This window comes from Chelativorans composti, from assembly GCF_039541695.1.
GTDB classification, from domain to species: Bacteria; Pseudomonadota; Alphaproteobacteria; order Rhizobiales; family Rhizobiaceae; genus Chelativorans; species Chelativorans composti.
Map to the genome: position 1 here is coordinate 139,925 of NZ_BAABGS010000020.1, position 21,915 is coordinate 161,839.

General features: G+C 63.7%; 18 protein-coding genes. 6 read left to right on the plus strand and 12 right to left on the minus strand.

The genetic code is table 11. The features are described from left to right. Positions 1-43 precede the first annotated feature (43 nt). Entirely contained in the window at positions 44-2,542 is a 2,499-nt protein-coding gene (locus ABD906_RS08100) for an ABC transporter permease (RefSeq protein ID WP_345099071.1), read from the plus strand. Between the two features lie 218 nt (positions 2,543-2,760). Next, positions 2,761-3,504, plus strand: coding sequence for a Bax inhibitor-1/YccA family protein (locus ABD906_RS08105; RefSeq protein ID WP_345098997.1), 744 nt, complete (start codon positions 2,761-2,763; stop codon positions 3,502-3,504). A 612-nt stretch (positions 3,505-4,116) separates the two neighbouring features. On the opposite strand, the gene ABD906_RS08110 is transcribed toward ABD906_RS08105, so the two are convergent. From ABD906_RS08110 to ABD906_RS08140, 7 genes are all read right to left on the minus strand, one after another. Further along, positions 4,117-4,524, minus strand: coding sequence for a F0F1 ATP synthase subunit epsilon (locus ABD906_RS08110; RefSeq protein WP_345098998.1), 408 nt, complete (start codon positions 4,522-4,524; stop codon positions 4,117-4,119). Positions 4,525-4,619: 95 nt separating this feature from the next. Beyond that, positions 4,620-6,077: a F0F1 ATP synthase subunit beta gene (gene atpD / locus ABD906_RS08115; RefSeq protein ID WP_345098999.1), complete on the minus strand. Its 1,458-nt coding sequence runs from the start codon at positions 6,075-6,077 to the stop codon at positions 4,620-4,622. A gap of 21 nt (positions 6,078-6,098) precedes the next feature. Beyond that, positions 6,099-6,977 carry a F0F1 ATP synthase subunit gamma gene (locus tag ABD906_RS08120; RefSeq protein WP_345099000.1) on the minus strand — a complete coding sequence of 293 codons (879 nt, stop codon included), beginning with the start codon at positions 6,975-6,977 and terminating at the stop codon, positions 6,099-6,101. Positions 6,978-6,990: 13 nt separating this feature from the next. Continuing rightward, positions 6,991-8,517, minus strand: a complete 1,527-nt coding sequence (gene atpA / locus ABD906_RS08125; RefSeq protein WP_345099001.1) for a F0F1 ATP synthase subunit alpha — start codon at positions 8,515-8,517, stop codon at positions 6,991-6,993. Beyond that, a complete protein-coding gene (locus tag ABD906_RS08130; RefSeq protein ID WP_345099002.1) occupies positions 8,517-9,077 on the minus strand; it encodes a F0F1 ATP synthase subunit delta in 561 nt (186 codons plus the stop codon). The genes atpA and ABD906_RS08130 overlap by 1 nt, the downstream gene beginning before the upstream one ends. A 215-nt stretch (positions 9,078-9,292) precedes the next feature. Beyond that, positions 9,293-9,688, minus strand: a complete 396-nt coding sequence (locus ABD906_RS08135; RefSeq protein ID WP_345099003.1) for an AGROH133_08824 family phage infection protein — start codon at positions 9,686-9,688, stop codon at positions 9,293-9,295. 105 nt (positions 9,689-9,793) lie between these two features. Beyond that, entirely contained in the window at positions 9,794-11,977 is a 2,184-nt protein-coding gene (locus ABD906_RS08140) for a primosomal protein N' (RefSeq protein ID WP_345099004.1), read from the minus strand. A 108-nt stretch (positions 11,978-12,085) separates the two neighbouring features. Here ABD906_RS08140 and fsa point away from each other — a divergent pair, with 108 nt between their 5' ends. Next, positions 12,086-12,739, plus strand: a complete 654-nt coding sequence (gene fsa / locus ABD906_RS08145) for a fructose-6-phosphate aldolase (protein ID WP_345099005.1) — start codon at positions 12,086-12,088, stop codon at positions 12,737-12,739. 159 nt (positions 12,740-12,898) lie between these two features. Here fsa and ABD906_RS08150 read toward each other — a convergent pair whose 3' ends face one another. From ABD906_RS08150 to leuS, 3 genes are all read right to left on the minus strand, one after another. Then, the gene (locus ABD906_RS08150; protein WP_345099006.1) at positions 12,899-13,810 is read right to left on the minus strand and encodes a 1-acyl-sn-glycerol-3-phosphate acyltransferase; all 912 of its coding nucleotides are present in this window, start codon (positions 13,808-13,810) and stop codon (positions 12,899-12,901) included. Between the two features lie 191 nt (positions 13,811-14,001). Then, positions 14,002-14,541 carry an LPS assembly lipoprotein LptE gene (gene lptE, locus ABD906_RS08155; protein WP_345099007.1) on the minus strand — a complete coding sequence of 180 codons (540 nt, stop codon included), beginning with the start codon at positions 14,539-14,541 and terminating at the stop codon, positions 14,002-14,004. A gap of 8 nt (positions 14,542-14,549) precedes the next feature. Next, positions 14,550-17,168, minus strand: coding sequence for a leucine--tRNA ligase (leuS, locus tag ABD906_RS08160; RefSeq protein WP_345099008.1), 2,619 nt, complete (start codon positions 17,166-17,168; stop codon positions 14,550-14,552). A gap of 111 nt (positions 17,169-17,279) precedes the next feature. Here leuS and ABD906_RS08165 point away from each other — a divergent pair, with 111 nt between their 5' ends. After that, positions 17,280-17,957, plus strand: coding sequence for a YggS family pyridoxal phosphate-dependent enzyme (locus ABD906_RS08165; protein ID WP_345099009.1), 678 nt, complete (start codon positions 17,280-17,282; stop codon positions 17,955-17,957). Positions 17,958-18,115: 158 nt separating this feature from the next. On the opposite strand, the gene ABD906_RS08170 is transcribed toward ABD906_RS08165, so the two are convergent. Next, positions 18,116-18,388, minus strand: coding sequence for an usg protein (locus ABD906_RS08170; RefSeq protein ID WP_345099010.1), 273 nt, complete (start codon positions 18,386-18,388; stop codon positions 18,116-18,118). A 248-nt stretch (positions 18,389-18,636) separates the two neighbouring features. On the opposite strand from ABD906_RS08170, the gene acs reads away from it, so the two are divergent. Beyond that, on the plus strand, positions 18,637-20,592 hold the full coding sequence (gene acs, locus ABD906_RS08175) for an acetate--CoA ligase (protein ID WP_345099011.1): 1,956 nt from the start codon (positions 18,637-18,639) through the stop codon (positions 20,590-20,592). 320 nt (positions 20,593-20,912) lie between these two features. Continuing rightward, positions 20,913-21,488, plus strand: coding sequence for a GNAT family N-acetyltransferase (locus tag ABD906_RS08180; protein ID WP_345099072.1), 576 nt, complete (start codon positions 20,913-20,915; stop codon positions 21,486-21,488). A 33-nt stretch (positions 21,489-21,521) separates the two neighbouring features. Here the strand turns inward: ABD906_RS08180 and ABD906_RS08185 are convergent, their stop codons facing one another. After that, positions 21,522-21,911, minus strand: a complete 390-nt coding sequence (locus tag ABD906_RS08185; RefSeq protein WP_345099012.1) for a DUF2794 domain-containing protein — start codon at positions 21,909-21,911, stop codon at positions 21,522-21,524. Positions 21,912-21,915 lie beyond the last annotated feature (4 nt).

Below are 21,915 nucleotides of genomic sequence, written 5' to 3' on the forward strand. Positions count from 1 at the left end.
CGGGCTGCGGCCCCTACTCGCCCTGCGCTTTGCGCTGCGCGAGATGCGGGGCGGCTTGCGCGGCTTCTTCGTGTTCCTTGCCTGCATCGCGCTCGGCGTGGCTGCCATCGGCGGGGTAAATTCCGTGGCGCGGTCCATTTCGGCCGCGGTCGACAGCCAGGGACAGGAAATCCTCGGCGGCGAAATCCGCTTCCGCCTGACCCAGCGCGAAGCGAACGACGCTGAAAAGGCGTGGATCGCGTCGCTCGGCACGGTCTCCGAAAGCGCGTCCATGCGGTCCATGGCGCAGCGGGAGGACGGCAGCAACCAGGCGCTCGTCGAGGTGAAGGCGGTTGATGGAGCCTACCCACTCTACGGCTCACTCGTCACCGACCCCCCGCTCGATCACGAGACACTGTTCGGCGAGAGGGACGGCGCGTTCGGCGCCGTGGCGCCTTCCCTGCTGCTCGACCGCCTGGGCATCAGGGTGGGAGAACGCGTCAAGCTTGGACGGGGTCTGTTCGAGATCCGCGCCGTACTGGTGACGGAACCGGACGCGGTATCGGAAAGCTTCGGCTTCGCACCGCGGTTGATGGTGTCGCTCGACGGGCTCAAGGCCGCGGGCCTCATCCAGCCGGGCAGCCTGTTCCAGTATGCCTACCGGGTGAAGCTGGCCGAGCCGCCATCGGGAAGCAATGCGCTGAAATCGCTTCGGAACCAGGCCAGCAAGCTGTTCCCGCAGGCGGGATGGAACGTCCGCACGTTCGAGAATGCCGCGCCGTCGCTTTCGTCCAATGTGGAGCGATTCTCCCAGTTCCTGACGCTGGTGGGGCTCACCGCGCTGGTGGTCGGCGGCGTGGGCGTGGCCAATGCGGTGCGTGCCTATCTCGATTCCAAGCGGTCAGTGATCGCAACCTTCAAGAGCCTCGGCGCGTCCGGCAATTTCGTGGTGCTGGTCTATCTCCTGCAGATCATGCTGATTGCCCTTGTCGGCATCGCGGCGGGGCTCGCACTAGGGGCGATGATGCCTTTCGGCGCGCAGGCGGCGCTCCAGCAGCTGCTGCCGATCCCGAGCGAAGTGGGGTTCTACCCGCGCGCGCTCGCGCTGGCGGCGGTGTTCGGCATCCTGACCACGCTCGCCTTCGCGCTGCTGCCGCTTGGCCGCGCCCGCGACGTGCCGGCAACGGCCCTGTTCCGCGAAATGGGCTTCGAGGCGAGAGGCTGGCCGCGCAAGACATATGTCGTCGCCGCGCTCGCGATCGCGGTGGCGCTTGCGCTGCTCGCCATCTTCCACGCGCAGGAGCGCCGGATCGCGACGATCTTCGTCGTTTCCGCCGTCTGCGCCTTCCTGGTCCTGCGGCTGGTGGGCGACCTCGTGCAGACAATCGCCCGCCATGCGCCGCGGGTGCGCTCGACAGCGCTCCGGCTGGCGATCGGCAACATCCACCGGCCGGGGGCGCTGACGCCTTCCGTCGTGGTGTCACTCGGGCTAGGGCTCACGCTGCTCGCCACGCTCGCGCTCATCGACGGTAATCTCAGGCGGCAAATCGGAGACCGGCTGCCGGACGTGGCGCCCAACTTTTTCTTTGTCGACATCCAGCCGCACGAGATCGAGGATTTCAGCATGCTGGTCGAGCGGGAACTGCCGGGCAAGCTGATCCGAGTGCCGATGCTGCGGGGCCGCGTTGTCGAACTTAACGGCAAGGATACGCGGAACCTCAAGGTCGCGCCGGAAGGGGAATGGGTGCTGCGCGGCGACCGGGGCATCACCTACTCCGCGACCGTTCCGGAGAACTCCACACTAGTGGAGGGCGAATGGTGGCCGGAGAACTATGACGGCGAGCCGCTCGTCTCCTTCTCGGCACAGGAGGGGAAGGAACTCGGGCTCAAGCTCGGCGACACGATCACCGTCAATGTGCTCGGGCGCAACATCACGGCCCGCATCGCCAATTTCAGGCGCGTCGAGTGGGAAACGCTGGCGATGAATTTCGTAATGGTGTTCTCGCCCAACACGTTCGCCGGCGCACCGCACGCGTGGCTGTCGACACTCACGGCCGAGAATGCAACGCCGGAGGAAGAATCGCGGCTGCTCAACGCCATCACCCGCGCTTTCCCTACCGTGACCTCGATCCGCGTGAAGGACGCGCTGGACGTGGTGAACGAGCTAGTGAGCCAGCTCTCGACCGCCATCCGGGCGGCCGCATCCGTGGCGCTGATAGCCTCGGTGCTGGTGTTGTCCGGAGCACTCGCGGCGGGCAGCAAGGCGCGCGTGCATGACGCCGTTGTTCTGAAGACGCTTGGCGCCACACGGCGGATGCTAGTGCGGGCGTTTGCCTATGAATACCTGCTTATCGGGCTGGCGACGGCAATTTTCGGCCTGCTGGCCGGGGCGGTGGCGTCCTGGTACGTGGTCGCGCGGATCATGAAACTCAGCTGGACCATGCTGCCGGAAGTCGCCGTCGGAACCGTGGCGCTCGCGCTCGTGCTGACGGTCGTCTTCGGGCTAATCGGAACCTGGCGCGTGCTCGGCCACAAGGCCGCGCCGGTCCTGCGGAATCTGTGAGCAGGGCGCGCCAGTACGCGCGTCCTGTGACGGACGGAACTAATCGAAAGGTTAAGAGCTGCTAACTCTCAGGCAACAAAATGGAGTTAGAGGGCAATAAGGTCTTGTTCTCGCCCTGAAGTAACATCATATTTCAGCTACGCAAAGCTGGGCTTCCGCCAGCGGCGTTCGGCCCACGGGCCGTCACCGGACGGAAGATATAGCAAGGAAGAGGAATTATGGCAGACCTTCGCAATTATCAGGCTCGTATGGCGTCGGGCGCCCGGGCCGGCGCGGTCATCGATGAGGGCCTGCGCGCCTACATGATCCGCGTCTACAACCTCATGGCCATCGGCCTGGCCATCACCGGCCTGGCTGCGCTGGTTGCTTATAACTTCGCCTTTGCCGACGGCCAGCTGACCGCATTCGGCCAGGCGATCTACCTCAGCCCGCTGCGGTGGGTCATCATCTTCGCCCCGCTGGCGCTCGTGTTCTTCATGAGCTTCCGCATAGGCAGCCTGAGCGTGCCGGCGGCGCAGACCACCTTCTGGATCTATGCGGCGCTTATGGGCCTGTCGCTGTCCACGATTTTCCTCGTGTACACCGGCGAGAGCATCACCCGCGTGTTCTTCATCACGGCGGCCTCGTTCGGCGCCCTGTCGCTCTACGGCTACACGACGCAGCGTGACCTGTCGGGTATGGGCTCGTTCCTGATCATGGGCCTGTTCGGCATCATCATCGCCTCGCTGGTCAACATCTTTCTGGCCTCGAGCGCGCTGCAGTTCGCCGTCTCGGTGATCGGCGTGCTGATCTTCGCCGGTCTGACCGCCTATGACACGCAGCGGATCAAGGAGATGTACTATGAGGGTGACAGCACGCTCGTCGCCGGCCGCAAGGCCATCATGGGCGCCCTGACGCTGTACCTCGACTTCATCAACCTGTTCATGTTCCTGCTGCAGTTCTTCGGCAACAACCGCGAGTAACGGCAGCGTCAGGTATTCTAACAGTTGTCGGCGGCCCCCTCTGCGGGGCCGCTTTGTTTTCGGGCTCCGGCCGCGGAGGCTGCGCGGCACAAGACAGCCGCATCATGACCTTCCGGCCCGTTGCTCAATTTTCCACGCATTGTGGAGCGGGAGGGGGGCGATCCACCTCTCACCCTGTCAGGTGCCAGGCCTCCGCCCCGCTGCGGCCGAAATGCCAAAAGGCACTCTTCCCGGTATAGAGAAAGGGGGCGGTGTGCATGCTTCCGCAAGTCGCAAACCTTGCTGAGTTGCATAGGACACGATGCACGGCCCATCCCCGCTATGTGGAGGAGGTGACACTCCGACACCTGGTCATGCTCAGGTGACTGAATTCTCAAGTGACAGTAGCGGGCCCCGTGCTGGGTGGTTCCACCTTCCCACTGACAGGGGGATCCATCGCCATTTCGACGGGCCGCCCCCGACACCACCGGCCCACTGGATTGGCTCTCCCACGCTTCGTCCGATCGCCGGTTATGACCTACGCCCTTGTTCAGGCGGTCGACCTATGTCCCGAAAAGAAAACCCCGCCACGAGGGCGGGGTCTTGTCGAAATCCGTCTTGCCGGTGACCGGATCAGAGCGGCATCAGTGTGTGATTGAGGGTCGTCAGATGACCGAGGAACTCCTCGGCCTTCGTCCGCGCCTCGCTCTCGAGGTTGCTCTCGATCTCGGCCTTCAGCTCCTCGATCCGGCGCTGCAGGGCAGCCTTGTCGAAGTCCTCAACCGTGCTGGCCGATTCCGCCAGGAGACGGCAGCCATCCGGCGTAATGTCGGCAAAACCGCCGATCACCACAAACCGGGCAGTCTCGCCGCTGGCGCGCTTGACCGTTACCAGGCCCGGCTTGATGGTCGTCATGGTTGGAGCGTGGCCCGCCATGACCGTCATCTCACCCTCAGTCGCCGAGATAACAACGTGCTGGACCTCCTCGGAAATGAGGAGACGCTCAGGGGAGACCAGTTCAAAGATGAAGTTTTGGGCCATGTATCGCTAGCAGGCGGGGAACGGCAGCGCTCTGAAGTTCAGATCCTTCCGCCGTTCCTCCTACCCGCTACTCCCTAACGCTAGTCGCTATCGGATCAGGCAGCTTCACGTGCCAGACGCTCGGCCTTCTCGATCGCATCCTCGATGGTGCCGACCATGTAGAAGGCAGCTTCCGGCAGGTGATCGTACTCGCCGTTCACCAGGCCCTTGAAGCCCTTGATCGTGTCCTCGAGGGCAACGAGCTTGCCCGGCTGGCCGGTGAACACCTCAGCGACGTGGAACGGCTGCGACAGGAAGCGCTCGATCTTGCGGGCGCGGGCAACCGTGAGCTTGTCCTCTTCGGACAGCTCGTCCATGCCGAGAATGGCGATGATGTCCTGCAGAGCCTTGTAACGCTGCAGCGTGGCCTGAACGGCACGGGCAACGTTGTAGTGCTCCTCGCCGACGATCATCGGGTCAAGCATACGCGAGGTGGAGTCCAGCGGGTCCACCGCCGGGTAGATACCCTTCTCGGCGATCGCACGGTTCAGCGTCGTCGTCGCGTCCAGGTGGGCAAACGAAGTCGCCGGAGCCGGGTCGGTCAGGTCGTCAGCCGGAACGTAGATGGCCTGCACCGAGGTGATCGAGCCCTTGGTGGTCGTGGTGATGCGCTCCTGCAGGGCACCCATGTCGGTGGCCAGCGTCGGCTGATAACCCACGGCCGACGGGATACGGCCGAGCAGAGCGGACACCTCGGAACCTGCCTGCGTGAAGCGGAAGATGTTGTCCACGAAGAACAGCACGTCCTGACCCTGGTCGCGGAAGTACTCAGCGATGGTCAGACCGGTCAGAGCGACGCGGGCACGGGCCCCGGGCGGCTCGTTCATCTGGCCGTAAACGAGAGCGGCCTTCGAGCCCTCGCCACCGCCCGGCTTGTTCACGCCGGACTCGATGAACTCGTGGTACAGGTCGTTACCCTCGCGGGTACGCTCGCCCACGCCGGCGAACACGGAGTAACCGCCGTGCGCCTTTGCGATGTTGTTGATGAGCTCCTGGATGAGCACGGTCTTGCCCACACCAGCGCCGCCGAACAGGCCGATCTTGCCGCCCTTGGCGTAGGGGGCCAGAAGGTCAAGAACCTTGATGCCCGTGACCAGGATCTGAGCCTCCGTGGACTGCTCGACATAAGCCGGAGCAGGCTGATGGATGCTGCGAACCTCGGTGGCGGTGACGGGGCCAGCCTCATCCACCGGTTCGCCGATCACGTTGACGATGCGGCCGAGCATCTGCTCGCCGACCGGCACGCTGATCGGGCCGCCCGTGTCGCGCACTTCCTGACCACGGACCAGACCGTCGGTCGAGTCCATGGCGATGCAGCGCACGGTGTGCTCGCCAAGATGCTGGGCAACCTCAAGAACCAGACGCGAGCCCTGGTTTTCGGTTTCAAGCGCGTTCAGGATCGGGGGCAGATGGTCCTTGAACTGGACGTCCACCACCGCGCCGATAACCTGCCTGATGGTTCCTACCGCTCCACCGGCCGCGACTTCCGCAGTCTTTGCCGCTGCTTTAGCCATTCGTTGTACCTCTTCGATCCGTTAGAGCGCTTCCGCGCCCGAAATGATTTCGATCAGTTCCTTGGTGATCTGAGCCTGACGCTGGCGGTTGTAGGTGATGGTCAGCTTGTTGATCATCTCGCCCGCGTTGCGGGTCGCGTTGTCCATCGCCGTCATCTTGGCGCCCATCTCACCAGCGGCATTCTCGAGCAGAGCACGGAAGATCTGCACCGCAATGTTGCGCGGGATCAGGTCTTCCAGGATCGCCGCGGCGTTCGGCTCATAATCGTATACCGCGCCGTTGCCCGCAGTGTTGGCATCAACCGCAGGAACCGCGGCAGGAATGATCTGCTGGGCGGTCGGGACCTGGCTGATGACGGACTTGAACTGCGAGTAGAACAGCGTGCAGACGTCGAACTCGCCGCGCTCGAAGGAGCTGATCACCCTGGTGGCGATATCGTGCGCGTTCGCGAAACCGATCTGCTTGACTTCGCGAAGCTCGACCCGATCCGCAATCAGATTCGGGAAGTCGCGCCGAAGAAGGTCATAACCCTTGCGACCGACGCAGAAGATCTTGACCTGCTTGCCCTGTGCGAGAAGTGCCCGGGCGTGATCGCGCGCAAGACGCGCGATCTGGCTGTTGAAGCTGCCGCAGAGACCGCGTTCAGCGGTGCAGACGACGAGCAGATGCACGTCGTCCTTGCCCGTACCCCGCATCAGGGCTGGAGCATCGTCACCGGACACGGATGCGGACACGTTGGCTAGCACCGCACCCATGCGCTCAGCGTAGGGACGAGCAGCCTCGGCCGCCTCCTGGGCGCGACGCAGCTTCGCCGCGGCGACCATCTGCATCGCCTTGGTGATTTTCTGCGTCGCCTTAACGGAAGCGATCCGGTTGCGTAGGTCCTTGAGTGAAGCCATGCCCGCTCAGCCCTTAGGAGAAGTTCTTCGCGAAGTTCTCGATCTCTTTCTTCAAGCGATCGCGAAGCTCGTCGGAGAGAGCCTTTTCCTTGCGGATGGTCTCAAGGATGGTGCCCTCGTTACGCAGGTGAGCCAGGAGCCCCTGCTCGAAGCGGCCCACATCCTTCAGCGCCAGCTTGTCGAGGAAGCCCTGCACGCCAGCGAAAATGACGGCAACCTGCTCCTCGGTCTTGAGCGGCGAGAACTGCGGCTGCTTCAGCAGCTCGGTCAGGCGCGCACCGCGGTTCAACAGGCGCTGCGTAGCGGCGTCGAGGTCCGAACCGAACTGGGCGAAGGCCGCCATTTCGCGGTACTGCGCGAGCTCACCCTTGATGGAGCCAGCAACCTGCTTCATGGCCTTGATCTGAGCGGCCGAACCCACGCGGGACACCGACAGACCGACGTTCACGGCCGGACGGATACCCTGGAAGAACAGGTTCGTCTCCAGGAAGATCTGGCCGTCGGTGATCGAGATCACGTTCGTTGGGATGTAGGCCGACACGTCGTTTGCCTGCGTCTCGATGACCGGCAGAGCCGTCAGCGAGCCAGCGCCCATCTCGTCGTTCATCTTCGCTGCGCGCTCCAGCAGACGGGAGTGCAGGTAGAAGACGTCGCCCGGGTAAGCCTCACGCCCCGGAGGACGGCGGAGCAGCAGGGACATCTGGCGGTAGGCCACGGCCTGCTTGGACAGGTCGTCATAGGCGATCAGGGCATGCTTGCCGTTGTCGCGGAAGTACTCGCCCATGGCGCAGCCGGCGAACGGAGCCAGGAACTGCATCGGGGCCGGATCGGAGGCGGTGGCGGCGATAACGATCGAGTACTCGAGAGCGCCGCGCTCCTCCAGAACCTTCACGAACTGGGCAACCGTGGAGCGCTTCTGACCGACAGCGACGTAGACGCAGTAGAGCTTCTGGCTCTCGTCGTCGCCCTGGTTCAGCGGCTTCTGGTTGAGGAAGGTGTCGAGAATGATGGCGGTCTTGCCGGTCTGGCGGTCACCGATGATGAGCTCGCGCTGGCCGCGGCCGATCGGGATGAGGGCGTCGATCGCCTTGAGGCCGGTGGACATCGGCTCATGAACCGACTTGCGGGGAATGATGCCAGGGGCCTTCACGTCAACGCGGCGGCGCTCCTTGGCATTGATCGGGCCCTTGCCGTCGATCGGGTTGCCGAGGGCGTCCACAACGCGGCCCAGCAGCTCCGGACCGACCGGAACGTCAACGATGGCGCCCGTACGCTTGACGATGTCGCCTTCCTTGATGTCGCGGTCGTTACCGAAGATCACGACGCCGACGTTGTCGACTTCGAGGTTCAGCGCCATGCCGCGGATGCCGCCGGGGAACTCGACCATTTCACCGGCCTGGACGTTGTCCAGACCGTAGACGCGGGCGATACCGTCACCGACGGAAAGCACCTGGCCTACCTCAGAGACCTCGGCCTCCGCCCCGAAATTCTTTATCTGATCCTTGAGGATTGCGGAAATTTCCGCAGCGCGGATATCCATCAGCCGACCTCTTTCAGTGCAACCTTGAGAGAATTGAGTTTTGTCCTAAGCGACGTATCGATCTGGCGGGAACCAACCCGGACAACGAGGCCGCCCAACAGCGACGGATCAACCGTCACCTTCACGACAACCTCCTTACCAACCACTTCCTTGAGAGCAGCCTTAAGGGCACTCTCCTGATCGGCCGTCAAGGCATGGGCGGACATCACTTCCGCCGACACCTCGCCACGAGCTTCCGCAGCAATTTCACGGAAGGCGCGGATCATCTGCGGCACCGCAAAGAGTCGCCGGTTCTGCGCTACAACGCGGAGGAAATTTCCTGCGAGGCCGCCAATCTTCGCCTTGTCGAGCACGGCGCCGAGCGCCCTCTGCTGCTCTTCGGCAGAGAACACAGGGCTAGAAATCAAACGCTTGAGGTCGTCACTTTCTTCCAGCAACGCCTCAAAGCGCTCCAGATCCTTCTCGATCGCGGTGGTAGCGCCTGCTTCTTCGGCCAGTTCGAAGAGCGAGCGAGCGTAACGCGCCGCCACCCCGGAGACCATTGAGCCAGTTTGTGCCACGGTCCTACTCACAGATTGAGGTCGCGAGATCGGACGCTAGAGTCTTGAAACTCGGGCTAATCCCAGACCTTGTTGAAATTCAGTTGGCGCTCGGGCCAGCATTGCCCGAAGCTTAAGCCGTAGGCCGTCTAGCACAGGCTTTAGCGACTCGCAACATGTGGAAATTGTCGTGTTGCAGCAGGTTTGTCGCATCCCCCAGAATAATCACAGTATGATTAAGGGATGATGCCGAAAGCATAACCAAGCGGAAGTACCGCAAGAGCCAGCGAAATCAGCATATGCGCTGCATTGCGCAGCGTCAGGGCCTTGTCCGACAATACTGAGATCGCGCGGCCGAAAAACGCCATGCCCCAGCCAAATCCGAGCGCCATGTAGATCAACGGCTGCGCGAACAGCACCGCGGCAAGCCCGATGCCAATGTAGAAGCCGCCGAGCTGCGCGCGTGATTCTGCCAGAGCCTCGGGATGCTCCTCTATATCGCGCAGGCGAAGCGCACGGAATCGCAGGCGCGGCGCGAACATGGCGACCAGGCCGAGCACGATCGTCGCGCAGGCCGAGACCCAGGCCAGCCACTCGCCCTCGCTGTATGGCCACGGAAACGCAAGCTCCATCTTACCCTCTCCAATGAACCCGAGCGATATAAAGGCTTTCGGCGGCCAACTCCACAAGGTTGTCGCCGACGCCGGAGCCGAGCCGCAGGGTGTGGCGCATATGCTTCAGAGAAAACTCTGCGGGTCGATGTCGATCTGGACGCGGACGCTGCCGCGTGGCTTCGGTGCCCGCGCCGTCCAGGCTCGAATGTAGGACTGGATGTCCGCACGGCGTGAGGCATGCAGGAGCAGCCGGAAACGGTGGCGTCCTGCCACCATGGCCATCGGCGCTTCGGCGGGGCCGAGGACGTCGATTTCCGGGGCATGGGCCGCCGCCCGCCGCAGCTCGCGGGCATAGCCCTCGGCTTCCGGTTTCGTGCCGGCGCTGACGATGATGGAAGCAAGGCGGCCGAAGGGCGGCAGTCCGGCCCGGCGGCGTTCTTCAACCTCCCGGGCATAGAAGGCTTCCGCATCGCCAGAGACCAGCGCTTTCATGACGGGATGTTCCGGCTGGTATGTCTGGATCAGGCCGGTACTCTTCAGGCCGGTGCGGCCGGCGCGGCCGGTCACCTGATGGAGCAGCTGGAAGGTGCGCTCCGCCGCGCGCGGGTCGCCGTTCGACAGGCCGAGATCGGCGTCGATGATTCCCACCAGCGTCATGCCGGGGAAGTTGTGGCCCTTGGCGACGAGCTGCGTGCCCACCACAATGTCGGCTTCGCCGTTGGCGATGGCTTCGAGCTCGAGGCGCAGACGCTTCACGCCGCCAATCAGGTCGGACGACAGGATGATGGTGCGCGCATCGGGGAAATGATGGTCAATCTCTTCGGCGATGCGCTCGACGCCGGGGCCACAGGGGACGAGATGATCTAGCGTGCCGCATTCCGGGCAGGCTTCCGGCCGCGGCTCATGGTGGCCGCAGTGGTGGCAGACGAGCTGCTTGCGGAAACGGTGCTCGACCAGCCAGCTTGAGCAGTTCTCGCACTGAAAACGATGGCCGCAGACGCGGCAGAGGGTGAGCGGGGCATAGCCGCGGCGGTTGAGAAACAGCAGCGTCTGTTCCTTGCGGGCGAGCGTCTGGGAGATCGCCTCCAGCAGCGCCGGGGAGATGAAGCCGCCCGGCTGAGGCGGCGAACGGCGCATGTCGATGGCCCTGATGTCGGGCATCGCCACCTGGGCAAAACGGACCGGCAGGACGAGGCGTTCGTAGCGCCCCTGTTCGGCGTTCACGCGGCTTTCGAGCGAAGGCGTGGCGGATGCGAGGATGACCGGGAAGTTGCCGATCCGGGCGCGCACCACGCTCATGTCGCGGGCGTTGTAGAAGACCCGGTCCTCCTGCTTGTAGGCAGGGTCGTGCTCCTCGTCGACGACGATGAGGCCAAGCTCGCTGAAGGGCAGGAAAAGGGCCGAGCGTGCGCCCGCCACCACGCGCACCTGGCCTTCGGCCACCTGGCGCCAGACCTTCTCGCGCTTGCGCGGGGCAAGATCCGAGTGCCACTCCGCTGGGCGCGCCCCGAAACGATCGTGGAACCGGTCGAGAAAGGCCTGGGTAAGCGCGATTTCCGGCAGCAGGATCAGAACCTGCCTGCCCTGCTCCAGGGCGGCGGCGACCGCCTCGAAATAGACCTCCGTCTTGCCGGAACCGGTCACACCATCGAGCAAAGTGGCGCTATAGCCGCCCTGTCCCACCTTTTCGCGGAGCCTCGCTGCCACTGCCTCCTGTTCCGGCGTAAGCTGCGCGCGGCCGAAACCCGGGTCGGGTTGCGCCACGACAGGCTGGGCGGGCAGGTCGATGTGCTCGAATACGCCCTGCTCGATGAGGCCGTCTATTACCGAGGAGGAGACGCCGGCGGCATGGGCGAGGCCGGATCGGGTCCAGGCCTGGCCGTTCTCTGCCAGTTCGAGCACGCGCCTGCGCGCTGGCGTGAGCCGGTCCGGCTGAAGGCCGGTCAGGCGGATGCCCTCGACGGGCGGCTCAGGGTCGAAGGCAGCCGGGGCCCGTAGAGCCATGCGCGCGACCATCCCGGGAGGGGAGACGGTGTAGTTGGCGACCCAGTCGATGAACTTGCGCATTTCCGCCGGAAGCGGCGGACAGTCGAAGACATGGCTGATCCTGCGCAGTTTCGAGGCCGGAACAAGCTCGCCTTCGCCGTCCCAGACAACCCCAGCCACCTCGCGGGGGCCGAGGGGCACACGGACTATGGAACCAGGCTCGATGTGCATGCCCACGGGCACCCCATAGGAATAGGGACGCTCCGCTGGCATGGGGACCATCACAGGAACAACACGTTCTATATTCGATTCTGGACTCATTGGGGGTGACCTTGCCGGATTCTTGGATTAGAGCAAGGCCAAGTTTCCATTCCCGGGAAAATCACCCGGGCCGGCACGCATTGGCTGGTCAGTATCAGGAGAATACCGATGAAGTTCTTTGTCGATACGGCAGACGTGAACGAAATTCGCGAGCTGTACGAGTATGGCTTCCTTGATGGCGTAACGACCAACCCGTCGCTCATCATGAAGGCGGGCCGCCCCATGCTGGAAGTGATCAAGGAAATCGCCGACCTGGTGGACGGTCCGGTCTCCGCGGAAGTGACCGCCACGGAGTACAAGGAAATGATGCGGGAAGCCGACATCCTCTCCAAACTCGGCGACAACATCGCCATCAAGGTGCCGCTGACGCTCGACGGGCTGAAGGCCTGCAAGGCGCTGACCTCCGATGGCCGGATGGTCAATGTCACGCTCTGCTTCTCGGCGAACCAGGCGCTGCTGGCCGCCAAGGCGGGCGCGACCTTCATCTCGCCCTTCATCGGCCGCCTCGACGACATCAACCTCGACGGCATGCAGCTCATCGCCGACATCCGGCAGATCTACGACAACTACGGTTTCCGCACCGAGGTGCTCGCGGCCTCGATCCGCTCGGCCAATCACGTGAAGCAGGCCGCGCTCATCGGCGCCGACATCGCGACCGTTCCGCCGTCGGTGCTCAAGGAGCTGGTCAAGCATCCGCTGACCGAAAAGGGGCTTGCCGCCTTCCTCGCCGACTGGGCGAAGACCGGCCAGAAGATCGGCTAGCCCAATTGCTTTTTCTCCTCCCCGCATGCTTGGCCTGTCAAAGCGCGGGGAGGAGAATACCGGCATTCGAGCCCCCCTGGCCCGCTTTCGCACTTCGTGACAGACTCCCCCTTCGGGAAGTTCCCCCGTTCGACGGGCTCAAGGTGAAAGGAAGGATTCTCAGCCCGAAAACTCGGCGTCCGGATCCCTGGCCAGAACCTCCACGGCATGATGCTGCAGGCGGGCAGCCAGCTCGGCGGGCTCGCCGTCGCGCAGGGCGGACGGCGGGATGGGCTTGCCGACGACGATGTCGAAACGACGGCCCTTCTTGTTCAGAAGCTCGTGGAACAGCGTCATGTCGCGAAGTTCCGTCGAGTATTTCGACAGCAGGTAGAAAAGCCCGGAATTCCTGGCCGTCAACTTGACCGGAATGACCGGGACCTCATAGCGTCGGGCGAGCGCCACGACGGAGGGCTGCCACGGCCGCTCGGTGAGACGATCCTCGTTCCAGTAGGCAATGCGGCCGGACGGAAAAAGGATGATCGCCCGCTGCTCGGTGAAGGCCCTGGCCGTCATGGTCAGGGTATCGCGGCTCTTGGCGTGGGACTTTTCCGAGGCGCGCCACTCGACCGGGATGATGAGGTCCCGGAAAAGCGGGTTGACGCGCAAGGCGTCGCGATTGGCGAAAATAGCCATGTCGGAGCGCACGGGCTTCATCAGGTCGAAAATGGCAATACCGTCCGCAATGCCCGTGGGATGGGTTGGCGCGAGGATGAAGCATCCTGTCCCGGGGATGTTCTCCGCCCCCCTTACCGTCAGATCGAGCGACAGCAGACGGCTCAGATACACCATCGCATCCCAGCCGGAGAGATCGGCGATCTCGTCGGCCATGGCGACCGCATCGCGGTAGTGGAGGAAGCGATAGAGAACGGGCCGCACGACCGGCCAGAGCGGATGCTTCGACAGGTGGAGCGTGCGTTCGGCGATGAGCTGATCGACGATGTGGGGCGTGGGATCTGCCTGAGCCTCACGTTTCAGGATACGCCCTCCAAGAATGCCTACGACCGACAACACCGCCGTTTGCAAATCCATAGAGGGCTCTCCGCTTCAGCCTGTCCGACCATTCCCGACGCAGGTCATGAACCTGCACGACCGACCCTTACGCCCCCAGATGTTGCCATCAGTCTGGCTCTCCCCTGGAAAACTCTCCACGGGCAAACGCGAACGTCAAGCCCCGCCGAAGGCCGGTCCAGGTGTTCAACGCCCGACAGGTCTCCGGAGAACTACTCCCCGGAGAGCCGGATCAGATCCTGAGCCAGCGAAAGGCGGATGAACTCGGCCAGCTCGCGCGCGGCGCGGTTTTCCGCATCCTCAATCGCCCGGACGACCGCGAACTCCTGACGGGGACGGTCGAAGGAGGCGGTGGCCTGCTGCGTGCCCTGCGCCACGGTCGCGCCCGTCGCCGCATCGACGAGGGTATACCGGCCGGTAAGCTGAACGTTACCGGCCGTCGGCTCATGGATGCCGCCTGACTGCACCCGAACCGCGGCCACGACGGAACGGGTGACCGACAGGTTCAGGCGATAGGCGGGGTTGGCCGGCTGACCGGCCCCGCCGTTCAGCAGGAAGATGAGATGGTTACGCACCTCCTGCGCAAAGCGCTCGTTGACCTCGGCGATGCTGATCGACGAGAGCTGGCTGGTGTAGCTCGCCCCCGCGTCATCCGGGGCGGTCGCAAGCATGGGCCTCACCGTGCAGCCCCCGGCGAGGGCTGCAGCGACAAACAAAGCGGCCATAGCCGAGGCGCGGACGATGGACTGCACGGGGCCTCCTAGACAACCACGTTGACGATGCGCTGGGGCACCACGATGATCTTGCGCGGAGCCGCGCCGTTGAGCGCGCTCTTCACGAAATCGAGGCCCAGCACAGCCTGCTCGACCGCAGCTTGGTCCGCATCGCGGGCAATTGTCAAATCGCCCCGCTTCTTGCCGTTGATCTGAACCGGCAGGATGATCTGGTCATCCACAACCAGACGCGGATCGAACTCCGGCCAGGCGGCGGCAGCGACCAATCCCTCGCCGCCGATCTGGAACCAGCACTCCTCGGCAAGGTGCGGCATGAACGGCGCGATGATCTGGATGAGGATCTGGACCGCCTCGCGGGCGGCGGCGCGGACCTCTTCCGGCGAACCGGCGGAAACGCCCGAAAGCTGGCCCTGCAAGACGTTCACGAAGGCGTGGACGTGCGCGATGGCGCGGTTGAAGGCGAGGCTCTCGATGGCTTCGCTCACGACCTTCAGGGCCTTGTGGGCGGCCTTGGAGATTGCAGCCGCATCGCCCTCGTAGGCCGGCTTAGCCGCAACGCCGGTGATCGCCGGAACGGCCTCGTTCACCAGGCGCCAAACGCGCTGGATGAAGCGGTGGGCACCGGCGGCGCCGTCGTCTGTCCACTCCACATCGCGCTCGGGCGGCGAGTCGGAGAGCATGTACCAGCGAGCCGTATCGGCGCCGAAGGAGTCGATGATGTCCTCCGGGCTCACCGTGTTCTTCTTCGACTTCGACATCTTTTCCAGCGAGCCGATGGTGGCCGGCTTGCCGGTCGCGATCTCGATGGCGCGGCGGCCCGTCTCGGTGTTCTCGATACGCACCTCGTTCGGGGCGAGCCAGCGGCCGTCCTCGGACTTGTAGGTCTCATGGACCACCATGCCCTGGGTGAACAGGCCCTTGAACGGCTCATCCAGATTCAGATGGCCGGCCCGGCGCATCGCGCGGGTGAAGAAGCGCGAGTAGAGCAGGTGCAGGATCGCGTGCTCGATGCCGCCGATGTACTGGTCGACCGGCAGCCAGCGGTTCGCCACCTCCGGAATGATGGGCGTGTCCGCGTGCGGCGCGGTAAAGCGGGCGAAGTACCAGGACGAGTCGACAAACGTGTCCATCGTGTCGGTCTCGCGGGTGGCCGCGCCGCCACACTTCGGGCACTTCACATGCTTCCAGGTTGGATGGCGGTCGAGCGGGTTGCCCGGCTTGTCGAAGTCGACATCATCCGGCAGCTTCACCGGCAGATCCTGCTTCGGGACCGGAACGATGCCGCAAGCCTCGCAGTGGATCATCGGGATCGGGCAGCCCCAGTAGCGCTGGCGGGAAATGCCCCAGTCGCGCAGGCGGAAGTTGACCTTGCGCTCGGCGACAGGCGCTCCGTTCAGCATCTGCTTCTCGAGGCGGGAGGCCACTTCCTCGAAGGCCTGCTTGTTGGACATGCCATCCAGGAAGCGCGAGTTGATCATCATGCCTTCGTCCGTGTAGGCCTCGTCGCCGATCTCGAAGGTGGCGGCGTCGGCACCCTCGGGCATGACGACCGGGATGACCGGCAGGCCGTACTTGCGGGCGAAGTCGAGATCGCGCTGGTCGCCCGACGGGCAGCCGAAGATGGCGCCCGTGCCGTAGTCCATCAGCACGAAATTGGCGACATAGACCGGCAGCGTCCAGTTCGGATCGAACGGATGGCGGACGCGGATGCCCGTATCGAAGCCCTTCTTCTCCTGGGTCTCCAGCACGGCCGCGGAGGTGCCGGTGCGACGGCATTCCTCGATGAAGGCGGCAAGCTCCGGGTTGTTCTCGGCGGCTTTCCTGGCCAGAGGATGGTCAGCCGCGATCGCCATGAAGGAGGCGCCGAAGATGGTGTCCGGACGGGTGGTATAGATTTTCAGCTCGGACTCACCCTGTGGGGCCGTCTCCGGCACCAGCTCCCAGCGCACCAGCAGGCCCTCGGAACGGCCGATCCAGTTGCGCTGCATGAGGCGCACCTTCTCCGGCCACTGGTCAAGGGTGTCAATCGCCTCCAGCAGATCGTCGGCAAACTCGGTGATGCGGAAGAACCACTGGGCCAGCTCGCGCTGCTCTACGAGCGCGCCCGAACGCCAGCCGCGGCCATCAATCACCTGCTCGTTGGCAAGCACGGTGTTGTCGACCGGATCCCAGTTGACCTTCGAGGTCTTGCGCGTGACCAGACCCTTTTCGTACAGGTCGAGGAACAGCATCTGCTGACGGTGATAATAATCAACGTCGCAGGTCGCGAACTCGCGGCTCCAGTCGAGCGACAGGCCCATCATCTTGAGCTGGTCGCGCATCACGGCGATGTTCTGGTAAGTCCACTCCTTGGGATGGACCTTGTTCTGCATCGCCGCGTTTTCTGCCGGCATGCCGAACGCATCCCAGCCCATCGGGTGCAGAACGTTGAAGCCCTTGGCGCGCTTGTAGCGGGCCACGACATCACCCATCGTGTAGTTGCGCGTATGACCGATGTGAATGCGTCCCGACGGGTACGGGAACATCTCAAGGACATAATAGGTCGGGCGGGGATCGTCGTTCTTCGCCTCGAACAGACGGGCCTCTTCCCAGGCCTTCTGCCAGCGGGGTTCGGAAGTACGTGGATTGTAACGTTCAGTTGCCATGCCGCGAATTTCCCATAAAAGGGACTATTTGTTTTGGCGGACCTTCACCACGGTTTGCTCAACTCGTCAACACCAGCACTCAAGAAAGAGCCGCTAGCCCGAGCCAGATCCATGACCAATGTCACCGAAAACCTTCAAAAAGTGAAACATCAGATCGCGAAAGCCGCGGCGGAAGCGGGGCGCAGCGCGGAAGACGTGACGCTGGTCGCGGTGTCGAAAACCTTCGGCGGCGACGAAATCCGGCCTGCCCTCATCGCGGGGCAGCGGGTGTTCGGGGAGAATCGCGTGCAGGAGGCGCAGGCCAAATGGCCGCAGCTGCGCGAGGAGTTCCCGGACATCGAGCTGCACCTGATCGGCCCGCTGCAGTCGAACAAGGCAAAGGAAGCGGTGGCGCTGTTCGATGTGATCCAGACCGTGGACAGGGAGAAGATCGCCGCGGCGCTCGCCGCCGAAATGCAGAAGCAGGGCAAGCGGCCCCGGCTCTACGTGCAGGTCAACACGGGGCTGGAGCCGCAGAAGGCCGGTATCGACCCGCGCGAGGCGGTGGCCTTCGTGAAGCGCTGCCGCGAGGTGCACGGGCTCGAGATCGAGGGCCTGATGTGCATTCCGCCGGTCGACGAAAACCCCGGCCCGCATTTCGCACTACTGCAGAAGCTGGCGAAGGAAGCCGGCGTCGAGAAGCTCTCGATGGGCATGTCCGGCGACTTCGAGACGGCCATCGCCTTTGGCGCCACCAGCGTGCGCGTCGGCTCCGCCATCTTCGGCAACCGGGCCTACCAGCAGGCCTGAGGATATCGGCTGCATGGCGGCCTTGCCCGAGACAACGGCTGTGCACGCAACGGCAAGCCCATCGCCTCATGGTGAGCCCGTCGAGCCATGAGGGCGGCGGGCCGCACCGAGAAAGCCGGCCGCCAGCGGGTGGAACGGCGCGGCGCGCCGTTGCGCTTTCAGTGCAGGATCAGTTCGCCCGTCACATTCCGCCACTCGCCCGGCGAGATCAGCCGCTTGTGCGTGTAGGTCACGGAGTGCAGAGGCCCCTCGATCTCCCGTCTCCAGAAGTCGATGAACCGGTGCAGTTCCGGAAATTGCGGCGACAGGTCGTAGTGCTGCCAGATGAAGGTCTGCAGAAGATGCGGCGGATCGGGCATCCTGTAGATGAATTTCGCCGTGGTCAGGCCATAACCCTGCAGCATCAGTTCGAGGTCGCCCAGGTCCTTCATTGGTCTCACCCTCGTCTAGTCTCCAGCGCGACCAAGTATCGCTCAGATCGCGCAACACGGCCAGACAAAAATGAGGGAAATACGTTTTATTTCAGTAACTTATCAGCACTCGACCGGGTGGGCTGCCAACACGCCGCAAACTGTATTGATCGCTTCCCTTTGACCAAACGGAAAATGATAGTATTCGTGAAAGCCCAATAAGCTCAAAAAAGGGGCCGCGCCAGGCCAGCAAACTCGGAGGAGAAACCATGTCCGAAACGCAAGTCCATGAAACCAAGCCTGAATGGAAGGAACGTGCGTGGATCGACGCACAGACTTACGAAGCTTGGTATCGGGAAAGCGTAGAAGATCCGGATGGCTTTTGGGGGAAACACGGCAAGCGGATCGACTGGTTCAAACCATACACAAAAGTAAAGAACACCTCTTTTGAGGGCAACGTTTCGATCAAGTGGTTCGAGGATGGCGAGCTGAACGTTTCCTACAACTGCCTTGACCGCCACCTCGAAAAGCGCGGCGACCAGGTCGCCATCATCTGGGAAGGCGACGACCCCAACGAAGACCGCAAGATCACCTATCGGGAGCTCCACGCGGAAGTTTGCAAGCTGGCCAACGTGCTGAAGAGCCGTGGCGTCAAGAAGGGCGATCGCGTCACCATCTACATGCCCATGATCCCCGAAGCGGCCGCGGCCATGCTGGCCTGCACCCGCATCGGCGCCATCCATTCGGTTGTCTTTGGCGGTTTCTCCCCCGACTCGCTGGCCGGACGCATCATCGACTGCCAGTCCGACTTCGTCATCACGGCCGATCAGGGCCTGCGCGGCGGCCGCACCATTCCGCTCAAGGAGAACACGGACAAGGCTATCGAAATCGCCGAGCAGTCCGGCGCCAAGGTCCGCCATGTGCTGGTGGTTCGCCGCACCGGCGGCCAGGTTGGCTGGCAGGACGGCCGTGACCTCTGGTACCATGAGGAGATGGAAAAGGCTTCGGCCGAGTGCGAGCCCGAGCACATGAACGCCGAGGATCCGCTGTTCATCCTCTACACCTCCGGTTCGACGGGCAAGCCCAAGGGCGTGCTGCACACCACGGGCGGTTACCTGGTGTACGCGTCGATGACCCACCAGTACGTATTCGACTACCATGACGGCGACATTTACTGGTGCACCGCCGACGTGGGCTGGGTCACGGGTCACAGCTACATCGTCTACGGTCCGCTGGCCAACGGCGCAATCACGCTAATGTTCGAGGGCGTGCCGAACTATCCCGACTCCTCGCGCTTCTGGCAGGTGGTTGACAAGCACCAGGTCAACATCTTCTACACCGCGCCAACCGCGATCCGCGCGCTGATGGGCGCGGGCGACGAGTTCGTGACGAAGACCTCGCGCAAGTCGCTGCGGCTCCTGGGTTCGGTCGGCGAGCCGATTAACCCCGAGGCATGGGAGTGGTACTACCGCGTGGTCGGCGAGGAACGCTGCCCGATCGTGGACACCTGGTGGCAGACGGAGACGGGCGGCATCCTGATCACGCCACTGCCGGGCGCGATCCCGCTCAAGGCCGGATCGGCCACCAAACCGTTCTTCGGCGTCAAGCCGGAGATCGTGGACAATGACGGCAACCCGCTCGAAGGCCCCTGCTCCGGCAACCTCTGCATCATCGACTCCTGGCCGGGCCAGATGCGCACCGTCTACGGCGACCACGAGCGGTTCGTGCAGACCTATTTCTCGACCTACAAGGGCAAGTACTTCACCGGCGACGGCTGCCGCCGCGACGAGGACGGGTACTACTGGATCACCGGCCGCGTGGACGACGTGCTGAACGTCTCCGGCCATCGCATGGGCACGGCGGAGATCGAGTCTGCACTGGTCTCGCACCCGAAGGTGTCCGAGGCGGCCGTGGTGGGCTACCCGCACGAGATCAAGGGCCAGGGCATCTATTGCTACGTGACGCTGATGGCCGGCGTGACGCCGTCGGAAGAGCTCAAGAAGGAGCTCGTCGCTCACGTCCGCAAGGAGATCGGCCCGATCGCGGCACCCGACAAGATCCAGTTCGCGCCGGGTCTGCCGAAGACCCGCTCGGGCAAGATCATGCGCCGCATCCTGCGCAAGATCGCCGAGGACGACTACACGTCACTGGGCGACACCTCGACGCTCGCGGATCCATCGGTCGTCAACGATCTGGTGGAGAACCGGCAGAACCGCCACGACTAAGCGACATCGCTATCAATCCAGCAAGGGTCGGGGAAACCCGGCCCTTCGTTTATCAGACCCTGCCGCTGAGCGACGAGCCGAAAGGCCCAGCCGTTTTCCCCCTCGCTGGCGCGCGCGGGAAAAGCCGCGGAGCAGACCAGTCCGAGGATCAGAGCAAGGCCGATCCCAAGTCCCCGCATTTTCATGGAGCAAGCGGAGAGAAACGCGGGCGGAATGCCAGGCGCTATTGTCGCGCCTCTACCGCCGGATGCATTGGCCACTTTTCATGCACGACGGAAAGTGCCATGAAAACGGCGACTCCTTTCCCGGAACAGCCTCCCATGCAGACCGTCATCATCCGCCCGTCCGAACCTCGCGACATTCCCGCGATCACCGCCATCTATGCCCATGCCGTGAACCACGGCACGGCCACCTACGAACTCGAAGCGCCAGATGAGACTGAAATGGCTTCGCGCCGGAACAGTCTCGTCTCGCTTGGCTATCCATACCTGGTCGCCGAGATGGAAGGCGGCGCGGTGGCGGGCTATGCCTATGCGGGACCATTCCGCACCCGCCCGGCTTACCGCTTCATGGTGGAAGATTCGATCTACATCGCACCGGAAATGCAGGGCCACGGTATCGGCAAGCTGCTGCTCAGGGCGCTGATCGACGAGTGCACCCGGCTCGGCTTCCGCCAGTTCACCGCCGTCATCGGCGACGGGTCGCCGCAGAGCGCCTCGGTGAAGCTGCACTCGGCCCTGGGCTTCAAGCATGCCGGCACGCTCACCGGCAGCGGCTTCAAGTTCGGCCGATGGCTCGATACCGTGTTCATGCAGCTCGACATGAACGGCGGCAACAGCACCGCGCCTGATCCGGAAAGCCTGCCGGAACGCCTCTATCGGGAAAAGCGCATCTGACGGCGGCGGCTGGCCCTCGCTGCGAAGCGATCCCTATGCGCGGATGATGCCGAGCTTCTTGTCGAAGACGCGCAGCACGCGGTCCAGATCCTGTCCGCGCTTGAGGATCATGCCCCCGGCATTGACGACGCTGTACTCGCCCTGCTTGCGGGCGAGCTTGGGGCATTTGACGATCTGGTAAAGGGGCACTTCGCTGGTACGGCGGTATACGGAGAACACCGCCCGGTCGGGCAGATGGTCGATCGCATAATCCCGCCACTCCCCGGCCGCCACCATGAAACCGTAGAGGTACAGGATACGGTCGAGCTCGCGCCGGTTGAATGTCACAGGCAGGTCAAGCCGGTCCTTGCGGTAATCGGCGAGCCGGACCAGCTTGCCGGAATGGTGTGGCTCTTCATCTCCACCGCCTGAATATTCCGTCATGATC

Excerpts from the sequence above, each read along its gene's own strand:
- ABD906_RS08100 (WP_345099071.1), top strand. The coding sequence starts at position 44 with ATGCGGGGCGGCTTGCGCGGCTTCTTCGTGTTCCTTGCCTGCATCGCG.
- ABD906_RS08105 (WP_345098997.1), top strand. The coding sequence starts at position 2,761 with ATGGCAGACCTTCGCAATTATCAGGCTCGTATGGCGTCGGGCGCCCGG.
- ABD906_RS08110 (WP_345098998.1), bottom strand. The coding sequence starts at position 4,524 with ATGGCCCAAAACTTCATCTTTGAACTGGTCTCCCCTGAGCGTCTCCTC.
- atpD (WP_345098999.1), bottom strand. The coding sequence starts at position 6,077 with ATGGCTAAAGCAGCGGCAAAGACTGCGGAAGTCGCGGCCGGTGGAGCG.
- ABD906_RS08120 (WP_345099000.1), bottom strand. The coding sequence starts at position 6,977 with ATGGCTTCACTCAAGGACCTACGCAACCGGATCGCTTCCGTTAAGGCG.
- atpA (WP_345099001.1), bottom strand. The coding sequence starts at position 8,517 with ATGGATATCCGCGCTGCGGAAATTTCCGCAATCCTCAAGGATCAGATA.
- ABD906_RS08135 (WP_345099003.1), bottom strand. The coding sequence starts at position 9,688 with ATGGAGCTTGCGTTTCCGTGGCCATACAGCGAGGGCGAGTGGCTGGCC.
- ABD906_RS08140 (WP_345099004.1), bottom strand. The coding sequence starts at position 11,977 with ATGAGTCCAGAATCGAATATAGAACGTGTTGTTCCTGTGATGGTCCCC.
- fsa (WP_345099005.1), top strand. The coding sequence starts at position 12,086 with ATGAAGTTCTTTGTCGATACGGCAGACGTGAACGAAATTCGCGAGCTG.
- ABD906_RS08150 (WP_345099006.1), bottom strand. The coding sequence starts at position 13,810 with ATGGATTTGCAAACGGCGGTGTTGTCGGTCGTAGGCATTCTTGGAGGG.
- leuS (WP_345099008.1), bottom strand. The coding sequence starts at position 17,168 with ATGGCAACTGAACGTTACAATCCACGTACTTCCGAACCCCGCTGGCAG.
- ABD906_RS08165 (WP_345099009.1), top strand. The coding sequence starts at position 17,280 with ATGACCAATGTCACCGAAAACCTTCAAAAAGTGAAACATCAGATCGCG.
- ABD906_RS08170 (WP_345099010.1), bottom strand. The coding sequence starts at position 18,388 with ATGAAGGACCTGGGCGACCTCGAACTGATGCTGCAGGGTTATGGCCTG.
- acs (WP_345099011.1), top strand. The coding sequence starts at position 18,637 with ATGTCCGAAACGCAAGTCCATGAAACCAAGCCTGAATGGAAGGAACGT.
- ABD906_RS08180 (WP_345099072.1), top strand. The coding sequence starts at position 20,913 with ATGCAGACCGTCATCATCCGCCCGTCCGAACCTCGCGACATTCCCGCG.
- ABD906_RS08185 (WP_345099012.1), bottom strand. The coding sequence starts at position 21,911 with ATGACGGAATATTCAGGCGGTGGAGATGAAGAGCCACACCATTCCGGC.